Here is a 12,960-nt window from a genome sequence, read left to right as displayed (position 1 = left end):
TGCCCGGGTGGGGTGGGAGACTGCGCCCCGTGCCCGCCGCCGACCCCGCCCGCGTCGCCCCGGCGGCCGCGTCCCGGCGCCGCCAGCTCGGCTCGGACAGCGCCCGCTCCCTGCTGCTGACCGTGCTGGGGGAGTTCGTCCACCCCCGCCGGGAGCCGGTGTGGACCGCGACGCTCCTCAGCGCGCTGGCCGAGCTGGGGGTGGAGGAGAAGTCGGCCCGGCAGGCGGTGGCGCGGACCGCCGCGGAGGGCCTGCTCGTCAGCGAGCGGGAGGGGCGGCGGGTGCGGTGGTCGCTGACCGACGCGGGCGGCGAGCTGCTCGAGCAGGGCACCCGCCGCATCTACGGCTTCCTGCGCGACGTGGCGGAGTGGGACGGCGGGTGGCTGCTGCTCACCGTGGCCATCCCGGAGACCCAGCGCCAGCTGCGCCACCGCGTCCGCACCCGGCTGACGTGGCTGGGCCTGGGCTCGCCCTCGCCCGGCTTCTACGTGGTGCCCGACGCCCGCAAGCGCGACGAGGTGGCGGCGATCGTTGTCGAGGCGGGCCTGGCCGAGCACGCCTTCGCGTGGGTCGGGGCGCGGCTGAGCCTGGGCGAGCAGCAGCGGCTCATCGACGACGCGTGGTCGCTGGGCGACGTCGCCGCCCGCTACCGGGACTTCACCGCGACGTTCTCCGGGCTGACCGCGGCGGACGACGCGGCCGCGTTCGCCGCCCAGGTGCGGCTGGTGCAGGCGTGGCGCCGGTTCCCGTTCCTCGACCCCGCGCTGCCCGTCGACCTGCTGCCGCCCGCCTGGCCCGGCCCCGAGGCCGCCGCCGTGTTCCACCGCCGCCACGACGAGTGGCACGCCGCCGCCCAGCGCTGGTGGACCGCGGCCGGCAGCTGACCGGCCGGGGCCGCCCTACCGGTCCCCGCGGTCCCGGTCGCCGCGCTGCGCCGCCTCGGTGGCGGTGAGGACGGTGACGCTGCCGAACGCACCGGTGGCGTGCACCGAGATGGCCGGGCCGGTGGACCCGCGGGTGCACGCCGCCTCGCAGCTGGTGCTGCCGAACACCACGAGCCCGCTGGTGTCGACGTGGGCGCCGTCGGGGACGACGACCTCGTAGCTGCCGAACAGCATCCCGACGTCGACCGGGCCGGCCTGGGTGACGTTGACCGTCCCGCTGCCGAAGACCGAGCCGTGGTCGGCCCCGGCCACCTGGACGAGCCCGTAGCCGGCGGCGACGACGGCCACCGCGGCGGCGACCCGGGCCCAGGGGCCGTGCTGCCCGCCGCGTCGTCGGCCCCGTCGTGCGGGGCTGCGGTGCGCGTCGGCCGAGACCACGTCGGCCGTGACCCCCTGGCTCGCGACCCCGGTGCCTGCGACCCCGGTGGCCGTGACCCCGGTGACCGTGATCCCGGTGGCCTCGTCGCCGTGGCTGACGGTCACCGAGCCGAGGACGGACGCGCCGGTGACGATGACGACGGGCGCCCCGGTGTCGGCGGTGCCCACGTCGGCCCGTCGGTGGCCCAGCACGGCGGGGCCGCGCAGCCGGACGGCGACGCCGCGGGGGACCAGGACCGCGGTCTCGCCCAGCAGCGAGACGGCGCGCACGTGGACCTCCTGGGGGAGGTCGGTGCGGCGCAGGTCGACCTCGGCGCGGCCGAGCACGGCCGTCGCGGCGACCTGCTCGCCCGCGGCCACGGCGGCGCTCGAGGTGTTCTCGGAGAGCACGGCCACGGTGTGCTGGGTGCGGCCGCGCGGGGTGCCCGCGGGGGCGCTGACCGCCGGCCGGGCGAGGTCGGCGGTGAGGCCCGCGAGCTCGGCGGTGCTGGCGGCCGCCCAGGCGCGGGCGCTGCGGTCCTCGTACTCGGCCAGGCCGAGCTCGCCGCGGCCCACGGCGGCCTGCAGGGTGGCGTCGGTGGCGGACCGGTCGGCGTCGGCGGGGGGTTGCTCGGCCATGGGGTGATCGTGCCGCGGCCTCGGCGCCCGCACCACGGACATTTGTCACGGGTCCGGCGTCGTGCCTCGTGGTGCCGGGTGGTGCCGGGTTCGGGACACTGGCGGCCGTGACGACCCGCCCGACCCGTGCCCGGTGCACCCCGTGATCCTCGCCGCTGCCACCGGGCTCGTCGCCGGCGTGCTGATGGGGTTCGTCCTGCAGCGTGGTCAGCTCTGCTTCCACTCCGCCATCGCGGGCGCGTGGGAGGGGCGGTTCCTGCTGGCCCGGGCGTGGGTGCTGGGCGTGGCGGTCGGTGCCGTCGGCCTGGCGGTGGTGTTCCTGGTCCCGGGTGCGGACGGGCTGAACCGGGGGTTGCCGTTCACCCCGGTCGCTGACGTGGTGGGCGGGCTGCTCATCGGGGCGGGGATGGCCGTGGCCCGGTCCTGCGTCTCGGGGCTGTTCTACAAGCTCGGCGCCGGGATGCTGGGCGCGCTGGTGGGTCTCGTCGGCTGGGGCGCGGGGGAGCTGCTCGCCCGGCAGGTCAGCGTGCCCGGGCCCACCGTGCTCGGCGGGGGTGACGGCGCGACGCTGCCCGGGGTGCTGGGCCTGCCGCGGCTGGCGGTCGCCGTGGTCGTGCTCGCGGTGGTCGGGGTCGTGCTGTGGCGGTGGCCCGGCCGCGACGTGCCACAGCACCGGTGGCAGTGGGGCTGGCGCACGCTCGGTCTCGCGCTCGGCGGGGTGCTCGTCGCCGGGTGGGTGCTCGCCGCGGTCGGCGGGGTCGCGTTCGGGCCCAGCACGGTGGGTGCGGTGGCCGGTGTCGCGGCGGGCGCACCCAACTACTGGCTCGTCTTCTTCCTGCTCGGCATCGTGCCCGGCGGGTTCCTCGCCGCTCGGCTCTTCGGCGGGTTCGCGGTGCGCGGCGAGACCCCGGTGCGGTACGGGCAGCTCGCCGTCGGTGGGGTGCTCCTCGGTGCCGGCGGCTGGATCGCGGGCGGCTGCAACCTCGGCCACGGGCTCTCGGGCATGGCGCAGCTGAACGTGTCGTCCGCCGTGGTCGTGGTGGCGATGGTCCTCGGCGTCGGCGGTACCCGGCTGCTGCAGTCGCGGCTGACGGGTGGCGTGGCGCCGGCAGCAGGGTCGCGCACGCCGGCCCGCTGACCGGCGCGCGGCGACCTCCCCGCGGCCACGTCAGAGCCCCAGGGCGAGCTGCTGGCCGAACCGCCGCGTCGCGCGGACGGCGTCGTGCAGCGTGTTCCGGACCGGGGTGCGGGTGGGGTCGTGGCTGCGCGGTGGCACGAACCACGGCACACCGTCGCGGACCGTGATCGTCCACCGTCCGAGGTGGATCTCGGTGTGGTGCGCCTCGCAGAGCAGCACCCCGTTGTCGGTGTCGGTGGGTCCGTCGCGGCTCCAGGGCACGACGTGGTGGGCGTCGGTCCAGCCCGGTGGTCGGTCGCAGCCGGGGAACGCGCACCCGCCGTCCCTCGCCGCCATCGCACGCCGCTGGCCGGGGGTGAAGAACCGACCCAGGGTGGCCATCTGCAGGATCCGTCCGGTCCGGGAGAGCACCACGCGGTCCACGGTGGCGTCGCACGCCACCAGGCCCAGGGACGTCGCCGAGAGGGGCCCGGTCTGCTCGCTCGACGCGGCTCCCGGCGCGACCCGGGGAGCGGGGTCGGCGGTCGCCCGCGTGTCAGCGGCGTCGTCGCACTCGGTGTCGGTGTCCGTGTCCGTCCGGGCCCAGGCGTCGTCGTCGGCACTCGACTCGGTGTCCCGACGGCGGCCCTCGGCGTCGGCCAGCTGGTCCTCGGTCGCGTGCACCACCACCCGGGCGCTCTCGCCGTAGCCGGTGCCGCCCTGGAGCGACCCGGCGGCCAGCCGGGCCATCTCCGCGAGCGCGTCCGCCCGGCGCTGCGGTGCCGTGCGCGGGTCGCGCGCCGGCCGGTCGCCGTCCCCGGTGGCGACGGGACGCGGCGCGGAGAGGTGGTCGAGCACCGCCTTCAGGGTGTCCGTCGCCGCGGCGTGCAGCTGCGCGCGGAGCCGGCCCATCCCGGTGCTGTCCACGGCGAGGTGGGCCTCGCGCCGCTCGTGGGCGTCGGGGTCGAAGCGCTCGGCCCGGTCGGGGTCCAGGGTCGCGAGGAGGTGGCCCCCGAGCTTCCGGCAGTCGGCGGCGGTGAAGGTGCGGGCGTGCTCGGTCAGCACCGCGTCGATGTCCTCGGCGCGCTCGCGGACCATCCGGGACGGCACCGCGGCGAGGGCGCGCACCGAGACCGACACGTGCTCCGGGGTGGTCTCACCCGCCGCGAGGGCGGCCCCCAGCCTCGGCAGCGGGCCGGTCCCCGGGGCGGTCGCCTCCGCCTCGGCGAGGTCGGCGCGGACGCGGCCCCGGGTGACGTTGAGGGCGCCGACCAGGGTGCCCACGGCGTCGCGGCTGCGGTCCTGGTCGCCCTCACCCACGGCCTCCCGCAGCAGCGCCAGGTAGGTGGCCCGGCTCTGCGCCGCCAGGCGCGCCGCGGCGACCAGGGACTGCGTGGCCTCGTCCGCCGTCTGGGACCAGGCGTCGCGCCGCATGGTCGCCAGTGCCTCGGCAGCCCGGTCGGCCGCGGACAGCACGGGGTGCTGCAGCGGAGCCGTCCAGGTCGTGGCCATGCATCGAACATACGTTCGACCACCGACAATTCTGCTGCGGCGGGAGGATGGCGAGGTGCCGGCCGACGTCCCCGATCTCCGGCCCGCCCACCCGGGGGACGCCGCCGCGATCGCCGAGCTGCACACCACGGTCTGGCGCGAGGCGTACCGCGGTCTGGTGCCCGACGCCTACCTGGACGCCGTGACGCCACAGGAACGGTGCGTGCGGTGGACGCACCGGCTGGTCTCGGGTGGACGGCAGGCCGTCCTCGCCCTCCGTGCGGGGGAGGTCGTGGGGGCCGTCAGCTGGAGCGACGGCGCAGCCGGGCTCGAGCTCACGAGCGTGTACCTCCTGCCGCCGCACCGGGGCAGGGGCGTGGCCGAGCGTCTGGTGGACCGGGCGATCGGTGGTCGGCCGGCGTTCCTGTGGGTGTTCGAGGCCAACCACCGGGCCCGGGCGTTCTACCGGCGGGTCGGGTTCGTCCTGGAGGGCCGGCGCGCGGTCGACGCGGGGACCGGCGTCCCGGAGATCAGGCTCGAACGACCCTGACCCGCAGGTGCGCGGGGCTCGGTCAGCCGGACGACTCGAGCAGCTCGAGCCGGTTGCCGAACGGGTCGTCGGCGTAGGCCCGACGGAACCCGGGGAAGTCGCCGTCCCACGCCACGTGCTGCCCGGCGGCGCGCAGCGCGTCGACCACCGCGTCGAGGTCGGTCACGAGCAGGCCGGGGTGCGCCTTCGTGGCCGGGGAGAAGGGGTCCTGCACCCCGCAGTGGATCTCGACCCCGCCGGCCCGGAACCACGCCCCGCCGCGGGCAGCCAGGGCCGGGGGCTTCGCAATCTCCCGCATGCCGAGCACGTCGACGAAGAACGTCCGGGCGTCGTCCTCCCGCCCGGCAGGCATGGCCAGCTGGACGTGGTGGAGCCGCACGAACGCCACGCGTCCTGCCTACCCCCTGGGGCCGCGCGCCGCGAGGGCCTACCGTGCCCGACGTGGCCGACACCGTGGGTCTCGTCGTCCTCGTCGGGTCCGTGCTCCTGGTGCTGGGCGGGCTGCCGTGGCTCGCTCGGCGCGGCCGCGGCGGGGGCGGCTACACGATCATGGGCCCGTTCGACGAGATGTGGCACCCGGCCGCCGTCGAGGCGCGCCTCGAGGTCCTGGCGCAGGACGAGCGCCCCGCGCCCGCGCCGAGCCCGGGGGACCCGCCGGGCTGCTGCTCGGGGCCCACGACGGCCGCGCTGCGCGACGGCCGCGAGCGACGCACGCTGGAGCCATGAGCAACGACGACTCCCTCGCCCGGCCCGCCGCCACCCTGCGCGGTGGCGTCGACATCCCGCTCGTCGGCTTCGGCACCTGGCAGGCCACCGGGGACGACGGCTACCGCAGCGTGCGCACCGCCCTCGACGTCGGGTACCGCCACCTCGACACCGCCACCATGTACCGCAACGAGGCCGAGGTGGGCCGCGCGCTCGCCGACTCGGGGGTCGCCCGCGACGACGTGTTCCTGACGACGAAGCTGCCGCCGTCGCGCGCCGGGCAGGCCCGGGACGTGCTCGACGAGAGCCTGGCCGCGCTCGGGGTGGACGCGATCGACCTGTGGCTGGTGCACGCCCCGCCGAACGGCCAGGCCAGCCCCGAGACGTGGCAGCAGCTGCTCGACGCCCGTGAGCGCGGCCTGGTGCGGGCGATCGGCGTGAGCAACTACTCGACGGCTCAGGTCGACGAGCTCGTGACCGCCACGGGCGAGGCCCCGGCGCTGAACCAGGTCAGCTGGGGCCCCACGCTGCACGACCCGGCCTTCCTGGCCGAGCACGCCGAGCGCGGCGTCGTCGTCGAGGGGTACAGCCCGTTCAAGAACACCGACCTGGCCGACCCGGTGCTCACCCGGGTCGCCGAGGCCCACGGGGTGAGCACGGCGCAGGTGGTGCTGCGCTGGCACCTCGAGCACGGCGTCGTGGTCATCCCCAAGTCGGTGACGGCGGACCGCATCGCGGCCAACGCCGACGTCGTCGGCTTCACCCTCACCGCGGACGAGGTGGCCGAGATCGACGGCCTGTCCACCGCCGGTTAGAGCACCAGCCCCAGCAGGACGACGGCGACGAGCCCGACCAGGATCGTGGCCAGCAGGCTGCGGGTCCGCCACGCCACCAGCAGCGCCAGCAGGCCCGCGACCGACTCCGGCGACACGAGCTCGAACGTGCCGCCCGGGCGCATCACGGCCGGCGCGACCAGGGCGGCGAGCGCGGCGGGCGGGATCATCCGCAGCACCTCGCGCACCCGCGGCGGCACCTCGCCGAGGCGCTGGGCCACCACCAGCACGCTCGCCCGCAGCGCGACGGTGCCGACCCCGACGAGCACCGCCGCGAGGAGCGCCACCTCGCTCACGGGGTGCCGCCGCGCAGCGCCAGGCCGGCGCCGACGACGATCCCGCTGACCGCCGCGAGCGGGAACGCCCCGGTGCCGAGCGGCGCCGCCGCCACGGCCACCACCGCGGAGACCACGGCGGCCACGAGCGTCGGCCGGTCGGTGATGTTGGGGACCGCGAGGGCGAGGAAGGCCATCGGCACCGCGAAGGAGAGCGGCACGTCGCTCGGGACCGCGCCGCCCACCAGGGCACCGAGGACCGTCGAGGCCTGCCAGACCACCCACATCACGGTCGCCGCCCCGAGGAAGAACTGCCAGCGGCCGACGGCGTCGAGCGGGGAGCGGAACCGGGCGATGCTCACCGCGTAGGCCTGGTCGGTCAGCAGGTAGGACCCGAGGAGCCGGCGCCGCACGGAGGTCTGCGTGAGCTGGGGGGCCATCGAGGCCGAGTAGAGGACGAAGCGGGCGTTGATGACCAGGGCCGTCACCACGACCACGGCCAGCGACGTGCCCGTGCTGAGCAGGTTGAGCATGGTCAGCTGCGCGGCCCCGGCGTAGACGACCGTGGAGAACACGACCGCCCCGAGCACGCCCTGGCCCGTCTGCACCGCGGTGAGCCCGGCGACCAGGCCGAAGGGGACGACCCCGACGAGCACGGGCGCGATCGAGCGCACCCCGTCCCACACGGTCGCGGTGGGGGCGGGGCCGTCGGGTGCGGTGGTCACCCGCGCATCCTGCCCCGTCGGCCGCACCGGCCGGCCCGGGTCCGCCCCGCTAGCCTCGCCGGGTGCCCCCCTCCCTGCCCCGCCGGCTCACCGGCACCCTCGACACCGTCCTGGACAAGCTCGTCGTCCCCGGCTACTCCGCGCTCGGCCCGGCCGTCCGGCGGGCGTGGTGGGCACCCGACGCCGAGCCCTTCACCGGCGACCGGCACGTCGTGGTCACCGGGGCGAGCTCCGGGCTGGGCGCGGCCACGGCGGCGGGGCTGGCCCGGCTCGGCGCGACGGTGCACCTGGTGGGACGCACGGCCTCCCGGCTCGAGGACGCGGCCGCGGTGGTGCGCCGCCAGGTGCCCGACGCGCGCCTGGTGGTGCGGGAGTGCGACGTCAGCGACCTCGACGCCGCCCGCGGCCTGGTGGCCGCACTGCAGGACGACCTGGTCTCGCTGCACGGGCTGGTGCACTGCGCCGGGATCATCCCCGAGCGGCGCACGACCACCGCGCAGGGCCACGAGCTCGCCCTGGCCACCCACGTGCTGGGCCCGTTCGTGCTGACGGTCGGGCTGCGGCCGCTGCTGCACGCCGATGGCGACGCCCGCGTGGTGTGGGTGTCCTCCGGCGGGATGTACCCGGTGCCCGCGGTCCCCGCCGACCTGCAGTACGTCCAGGGTGACTACAAGGGCGTCACCGCCTACGCCCGCACGAAGCGGATGCAGGTGGCGGTGGTCGAGCAGCTGGCCGAGGCCTTCACCGACGCCGACGACCCCGTCGTGCACTCCATGCACCCCGGCTGGGCCGACACCCCGGGCGTGAGCGGCTCGATCCCCGGCTTCGCGCGGCTGACGAAGGCGATCCTGCGCAGCCCCGCCCAGGGCGCGGACACCATCGTCTGGCTGTGCGCGGCCCGTCAGGCGGGGGAGCGCTCCGGGCTGTTCTGGCACGACCGCCGGCCCCGCGCCACGCACTACCTCCCCGTGCAGCACGACGACCCGACGACCCGGGCGCGGCTCTGGCGGCTGTGCCGCGACGCCGCGGGCGGTCGCCCCTGACCCGGTCGCGGCACCGGAAAGTGCGCCCGACGCGGTCCTAGGGCACCCGCGACACCGGAAAGTGCGCCCGACGTACTCCGGGAGGCGCCCGCGACACCGGAAAGTGCGCCCGGCGCGGTCCTGACGGGTCCCATGAGGTCGCGCGAAGTGGGCGAAACGCGAGGAAGGGGCGCGCGGGGCAGGGGCGTCAGGCGGTGGGGTCGGACAGGGCGGCGCGCAGCGCGGCGGGCACCGGCTCGGGCGCGCCGTCGGCCCCCACGTGCACCGTGGTGTAGCCGCCCTCCACCCACACCGCTCCGTCGCGCTCCACCTGCCACGCCCAGGTGACGCTCGTGCTCCCGACCCGCACCACCCCGAGGGTGAGGTCGAACTCGTCGTCGAAGCCCAGCGCCCGGTGGTAGGTGGCCTCGACGCGCCGCCGCGGCCAGGTGCCGATGTCGCAGCCGGGGTCGAGGTCGCGGACCAGCCGGTGCTCGACGGCCTCGGCCCAGCGCAGCGCCGCGGTGAAGTGGATGCGGCCGCCGGCGTCGGTGTCGACGAACAGCACGCGCCGCCGCTCGGTGCGCCGCGCCCCCGTCAGCCCGCTCACCGGCGGCGGCCGCGCAGGTTCTGCAGCCGCACCCGGCCGTCGGCCACGAGGGCGCCGTCGGCGTCGACCAGCCGCACCTGCCACAGCTGGGCGTCGTGTCCCCGGTCGACCGGCTCGGCCCGGGCCCGCAGCACGCCCGAGGTCGGGGCGCTGAGGTGGTCGGTGGCGTTGGTGACCCCGACGACCTGACCGGCCCCGCCCAGCCACACCGCGGCCCCCACGCTCGCCAGGGTCTCCACGACCGCGCTGGCCACCCCCGGGTGCAGCCCGCCCTCGGACCCCAGCAGCGCCGGGGCCACCTCGAGGTGGGCCGTCACCGCGTCGGGGCCGATGTCGTCGTGCACCAGCCCGATGCGCCCGGCGAACCCGCCGTCGACCACCGCCCGCAGCTCGTCGCCCACCACGGGCGACGCAGGCGCGGGCGCAGAAGCGGGCGGAGCGGTGCGGTCGGCGGGAGCCACGCGGCCCACCCTGCCGCACCCCCGGCCCCCACCGGCACCCGGGGTGTGGCGGCGACCACGCTCTCAGCGGCCTCACAGCGCGCCCCGGCCAGGATCGGCGCCGTCCGGGCACGTGGTGCCCCCGCCCCGTCGACCTGCGAGGGACCCCGCCCGTGATCACCTACCTCCAGGCCGTGGTCATCGGCGCGCTGCAGGGCGTCACCGAGCTGTTCCCCGTCTCCAGCCTCGGCCACTCGGTGCTCGTCCCGGCCTGGCTCGGCGGCTCGTGGGCCGACCTGGTCACCCAGGGCGCCTCCGGGAGCACCTCGCCGTACCTGGCGTTCGTCGTGGCCCTGCACGTCGCCACGGCGATCGCGCTCGTCGTGTTCTACGCCCGGGACTGGGTGCGCCTCGTCGGTGCGCTCGTCACCAGCCTGCGGACCCGCCGGGTGGAGACCTCGTCGCAGCGGCTGGCCTGGCTGGTCGTGGTGGCCACCGTGCCCGTCGGGATCACCGGGCTGCTGCTCGAGCACCCGCTGCGCACCCTGTTCGCCAAGCCCCTGGCCGCGGGCGTCTTCCTCACCGTCAACGGCCTCGTCCTGGCCGCCGGCGAGGTGCTGCGCCGCCGCGCGGACCGCGCCCCCGCACCCGCGGGGCCGGGGGGCGGGGTCGTGGTGGGCACCCGCCGCAGCCTGGCGACGCTGGAGTACCGCGAGGCCGCGGTGGTCGGGCTGTTCCAGACCCTCGCGCTGCTGGCGGGGATCAGCCGCTCGGGCGTCACCATGGTCGGCGGCCTGCTGCGCGGCCTCGACCACGAGGACGCGGCCAAGCTGTCCTTCCTGCTGGCCACCCCGGTGATCCTGGCGGCCGGGGTGCTCAAGCTGCCGACGCTGGCCGGGCCGAGCGGCCACGGCATCCTCGGGCAGGTCCTCGTCGGTGCCGTCGTCGCCGGCCTGGCCGCCTACGCCTCGGTCCGCTTCCTCACCCGGTACTTCGCCACCCGCACCCTCGTGCCGTTCGCCGTCTACTGCCTGGTGGCCGGGGTCGCGTCGGTGCTCCGTTTCGCCTGAGCCTGAGCCTGAGCCTGAGCCTGAGCCTGAGCCCGAGCTCGAGCCCGAGCTCGAGCCCGAGCCCGAGCCTGGGCCTCAGCCGCCCCCGTCCCCCGGCGCCGGGGTGGGGGAGGATGCCGGCATGCGGGTGCTGCTGGTCGAGGACGAGCCCCGGCTGGCCGAGACCGTCCGCCGCGGGCTGACGCTGGAGGGCTTCGTCGTCGAGGTCGCGGCCACCGGGCCCGACGGCGCGCGGCTCGGCCTGGCCCAGGAGTGGGACGTCGTCGTGCTCGACGTGATGCTCCCCGGCCTCAACGGCTACGACGTGCTCAAGACGATCCGGGCCGGCGGGGTGCGCACCCCGGTGCTCATGCTCACCGCCAAGGACGGGGACCTCGACGAGGTCGACGCCTTCGACCTCGGGGCCGACGACTGGCTGACGAAGCCGTTCTCCTTCGTCGTCCTGGTGGCGCGGTTGCGCGCCCTGGTGCGCCGCGGCGGCGCCGACCGCCCGCCCGAGCTGGTGGCGGGCGACCTGGTGCTCGACCCGGCGCGGCACCGGGTGACCCGGGCGGGCGAGGAGGTCTCGTTGACCCCGCGGGAGTACGGGCTGCTGCAGTTCCTGCTGCTCAACACCGGGGTGGTGCTGACGAAGTCGGAGATCCTGCGGGGGGTGTGGGACGCCCACCACGAGGGCGACGAGAACGTCGTCGAGGTCTACGTCGGCTACCTGCGGCGCAAGGTCGACACCCCGTTCGGCCGCAGCAGCATCCGCACCGTGCGCGGCGCGGGCTACGTGCTGGTCGCCGACGACTGAGGGGGTCGCGGTCAGCCCGCGGGCAGCCGCACGCACACCTGCGCGCCGCCCAGCGCGGAGCCGCCCACGTCGACCGTGCCGCCGTGGGCCTCGACGATCTCGGCGACGATGGCCAGGCCCAGCCCGGAGCCGCCCGTCTCCCGGCCCCGGTCCTCCTCGAGCCGGACGAAGCGCTGCAGCACCCGGCCGCGCTCGGCGACGGGGATGCCGGGCCCGTCGTCGTCGACCGCGAGCAGCACGGCACCGCCCTCGGTCCCGGTGCGCACCCGCACCTGCGCGCGGGCGTGGCGCTGCGCGTTCTCCACCAGGTTGCGCACCACCCGGCCCAGCTGCGCGGGGTCGCCGGAGAGCCGGGCGGGCCCGAGGTCGCGGACCACGGTCGTGCCGGGCCGCGGCGGCTCCAGCCGGGTGAGCACCCCGTCGGCCACGTCGTCGAGGTCGACGTCGGTCCGGTGCGCCGGCAGGCCGCGCTCGTCGGCCCGGGCCAGCAGCAGCAGGTCGTCGACGAGCCGGCTCATCCGGTGCGCCTCGGGCAGCAGCGTGCCCTCGACCAGCGCCGCGTCGAGCACCTCGGGCCGCGACGACGCCAGCTCCAGGGCGGTGGTCACCGTGGCCAGCGGGCTGCGCAGCTCGTGCGAGGCGTCCCCGACGAAGCGCCGCTGCGCCGCGGTCGCCGCCTCCAGCCGCGCCAGCATCGCGTTCATCGTCTCCGCGAGCTCGGCGACCTCGTCGCGCGCGGTGGGCACCGGCACCCGCCCGGTGAGGTCGTGGGCGGAGACCGCCGCGACGCGGGCCCGGATGCGGTCCACCGAGCGCAGCGACCGGCCCACGAGCGCCTGGGTGAGCCAGCCGACGACGAGCACGATGACCGGCGCACCGAGGGCCAGCAGGGCCCCCACGGTGCGGGTGGTGGTCTCGATCGGCTCCTGGTTGGCCGCGACGAGGACGGTCTGGCCGCCGCCCGCCCCCGCGGCCGCCACCCGCAGCTCGGCCGACGGCGTGCGCACCCGCACCCCGGCCACGGTGGCGCCCGTGGCGGGCCGGGTCGCGGCCAGCGGGGTGGTGGGCGCGCCGGGGGAGCGGGCGACGACGGTGCCGTCGCCGTCGAGCACCTGCACGGCCGTGGTGCGGGCGTCGGTGCTCAGCAGCGCGGGGTCGAGTCCGGCGGGGTCGGTGGTCCGCAGCGCGGCGGCCACGTCGCGGGCCCGGCCGGTGGCCGCGTCGTCGGCCGCGCCGGCCAGGGCGAGCTGCAGTACGACGAGCAGGGCCGCCGCGGCCACCCCGACGGCGACGGCCACCACCGCCATGGCGGCCAGCGCCGAGCGCGCCCGCACGCCCCACCGCGTCGGGTGCCGCCAGCTCTCCGGGACGCGCACCCGCCCAGCC

At 77.1% G+C, this 12,960-nt stretch carries 16 protein-coding genes; 8 read left to right on the top strand and 8 right to left on the bottom strand.

All coding sequences use genetic code 11. The features are described from left to right. The first annotated feature begins 29 nt into the window (after positions 1-29). The gene (locus ACYVOF_RS06505) at positions 30-884 is read left to right on the top strand and encodes a PaaX family transcriptional regulator (RefSeq protein WP_460864874.1); all 855 of its coding nucleotides are present in this window, start codon (positions 30-32) and stop codon (positions 882-884) included. A gap of 15 nt (positions 885-899) precedes the next feature. Here the strand turns inward: ACYVOF_RS06505 and ACYVOF_RS06500 are convergent, their stop codons facing one another. After that, a complete protein-coding gene (locus tag ACYVOF_RS06500; RefSeq protein WP_460864870.1) occupies positions 900-1,940 on the bottom strand; it encodes a DUF1707 domain-containing protein in 1,041 nt (346 codons plus the stop codon). A gap of 142 nt (positions 1,941-2,082) precedes the next feature. Here ACYVOF_RS06500 and ACYVOF_RS06495 point away from each other — a divergent pair, with 142 nt between their 5' ends. Further along, on the top strand, positions 2,083-3,078 hold the full coding sequence (locus tag ACYVOF_RS06495; protein WP_460864868.1) for a YeeE/YedE thiosulfate transporter family protein: 996 nt from the start codon (positions 2,083-2,085) through the stop codon (positions 3,076-3,078). Between the two features lie 30 nt (positions 3,079-3,108). Here the strand turns inward: ACYVOF_RS06495 and ACYVOF_RS06490 are convergent, their stop codons facing one another. Continuing rightward, positions 3,109-4,569 carry an HNH endonuclease signature motif containing protein gene (locus ACYVOF_RS06490; RefSeq protein WP_460864866.1) on the bottom strand — a complete coding sequence of 487 codons (1,461 nt, stop codon included), beginning with the start codon at positions 4,567-4,569 and terminating at the stop codon, positions 3,109-3,111. Positions 4,570-4,624: 55 nt separating this feature from the next. Here ACYVOF_RS06490 and ACYVOF_RS06485 point away from each other — a divergent pair, with 55 nt between their 5' ends. Next, positions 4,625-5,098 carry a GNAT family N-acetyltransferase gene (locus ACYVOF_RS06485; RefSeq protein WP_460864862.1) on the top strand — a complete coding sequence of 158 codons (474 nt, stop codon included), beginning with the start codon at positions 4,625-4,627 and terminating at the stop codon, positions 5,096-5,098. Between the two features lie 22 nt (positions 5,099-5,120). On the opposite strand, the gene ACYVOF_RS06480 is transcribed toward ACYVOF_RS06485, so the two are convergent. After that, a complete protein-coding gene (locus tag ACYVOF_RS06480; protein WP_460864860.1) occupies positions 5,121-5,486 on the bottom strand; it encodes a VOC family protein in 366 nt (121 codons plus the stop codon). A gap of 53 nt (positions 5,487-5,539) precedes the next feature. Between ACYVOF_RS06480 and ACYVOF_RS06475 the strand changes: the two genes are divergently transcribed. Then, positions 5,540-5,824 carry a hypothetical protein gene (locus ACYVOF_RS06475; RefSeq protein ID WP_460864857.1) on the top strand — a complete coding sequence of 95 codons (285 nt, stop codon included), beginning with the start codon at positions 5,540-5,542 and terminating at the stop codon, positions 5,822-5,824. Beyond that, positions 5,821-6,618: an aldo/keto reductase gene (locus ACYVOF_RS06470; RefSeq protein WP_460864855.1), complete on the top strand. Its 798-nt coding sequence runs from the start codon at positions 5,821-5,823 to the stop codon at positions 6,616-6,618. Before ACYVOF_RS06475 ends, ACYVOF_RS06470 begins: the two co-directional genes overlap by 4 nt. Here the strand turns inward: ACYVOF_RS06470 and ACYVOF_RS06465 are convergent. Together ACYVOF_RS06465 and ACYVOF_RS06460 are read right to left on the bottom strand one after the other, a co-directional pair. Continuing rightward, positions 6,615-6,932 carry an AzlD domain-containing protein gene (locus ACYVOF_RS06465; protein ID WP_460864854.1) on the bottom strand — a complete coding sequence of 106 codons (318 nt, stop codon included), beginning with the start codon at positions 6,930-6,932 and terminating at the stop codon, positions 6,615-6,617. The genes ACYVOF_RS06470 and ACYVOF_RS06465 overlap by 4 nt on opposite strands. Continuing rightward, positions 6,929-7,636 (bottom strand): AzlC family ABC transporter permease, encoded by a 708-nt coding sequence (locus ACYVOF_RS06460; protein WP_460864850.1) that lies wholly within the window; start codon positions 7,634-7,636, stop codon positions 6,929-6,931. The genes ACYVOF_RS06465 and ACYVOF_RS06460 overlap by 4 nt, the downstream gene beginning before the upstream one ends. Positions 7,637-7,698: 62 nt before the next feature. Here ACYVOF_RS06460 and ACYVOF_RS06455 point away from each other — a divergent pair, with 62 nt between their 5' ends. Next, complete coding sequence (locus tag ACYVOF_RS06455; protein ID WP_460864848.1) at positions 7,699-8,679, top strand: SDR family NAD(P)-dependent oxidoreductase; 981 nt, start codon at positions 7,699-7,701, stop codon at positions 8,677-8,679. Positions 8,680-8,866: 187 nt separating this feature from the next. Here ACYVOF_RS06455 and ACYVOF_RS06450 read toward each other — a convergent pair whose 3' ends face one another. Beyond that, positions 8,867-9,268 carry an acyl-CoA thioesterase gene (locus ACYVOF_RS06450; protein ID WP_460864847.1) on the bottom strand — a complete coding sequence of 134 codons (402 nt, stop codon included), beginning with the start codon at positions 9,266-9,268 and terminating at the stop codon, positions 8,867-8,869. Further along, positions 9,265-9,672, bottom strand: coding sequence for a PaaI family thioesterase (locus ACYVOF_RS06445; protein ID WP_460864845.1), 408 nt, complete (start codon positions 9,670-9,672; stop codon positions 9,265-9,267). Before ACYVOF_RS06445 ends, ACYVOF_RS06450 begins: the two co-directional genes overlap by 4 nt. A gap of 212 nt (positions 9,673-9,884) precedes the next feature. On the opposite strand from ACYVOF_RS06445, the gene ACYVOF_RS06440 reads away from it, so the two are divergent. Further along, a complete protein-coding gene (locus ACYVOF_RS06440; protein WP_460865012.1) occupies positions 9,885-10,778 on the top strand; it encodes an undecaprenyl-diphosphate phosphatase in 894 nt (297 codons plus the stop codon). A 121-nt stretch (positions 10,779-10,899) separates the two neighbouring features. Further along, entirely contained in the window at positions 10,900-11,574 is a 675-nt protein-coding gene (locus tag ACYVOF_RS06435; RefSeq protein ID WP_460864843.1) for a response regulator transcription factor, read from the top strand. 11 nt (positions 11,575-11,585) lie between these two features. Here the strand turns inward: ACYVOF_RS06435 and ACYVOF_RS06430 are convergent, their stop codons facing one another. Continuing rightward, positions 11,586-12,950, bottom strand: coding sequence for a sensor histidine kinase (locus tag ACYVOF_RS06430; RefSeq protein WP_460864842.1), 1,365 nt, complete (start codon positions 12,948-12,950; stop codon positions 11,586-11,588). Between the last annotated feature and the right edge of the window lie 10 nt (positions 12,951-12,960).

Source organism: Rhodococcus aerolatus, assembly GCF_054783215.1.
This window is presented reverse-complemented; position numbering and strand designations above follow the sequence as displayed.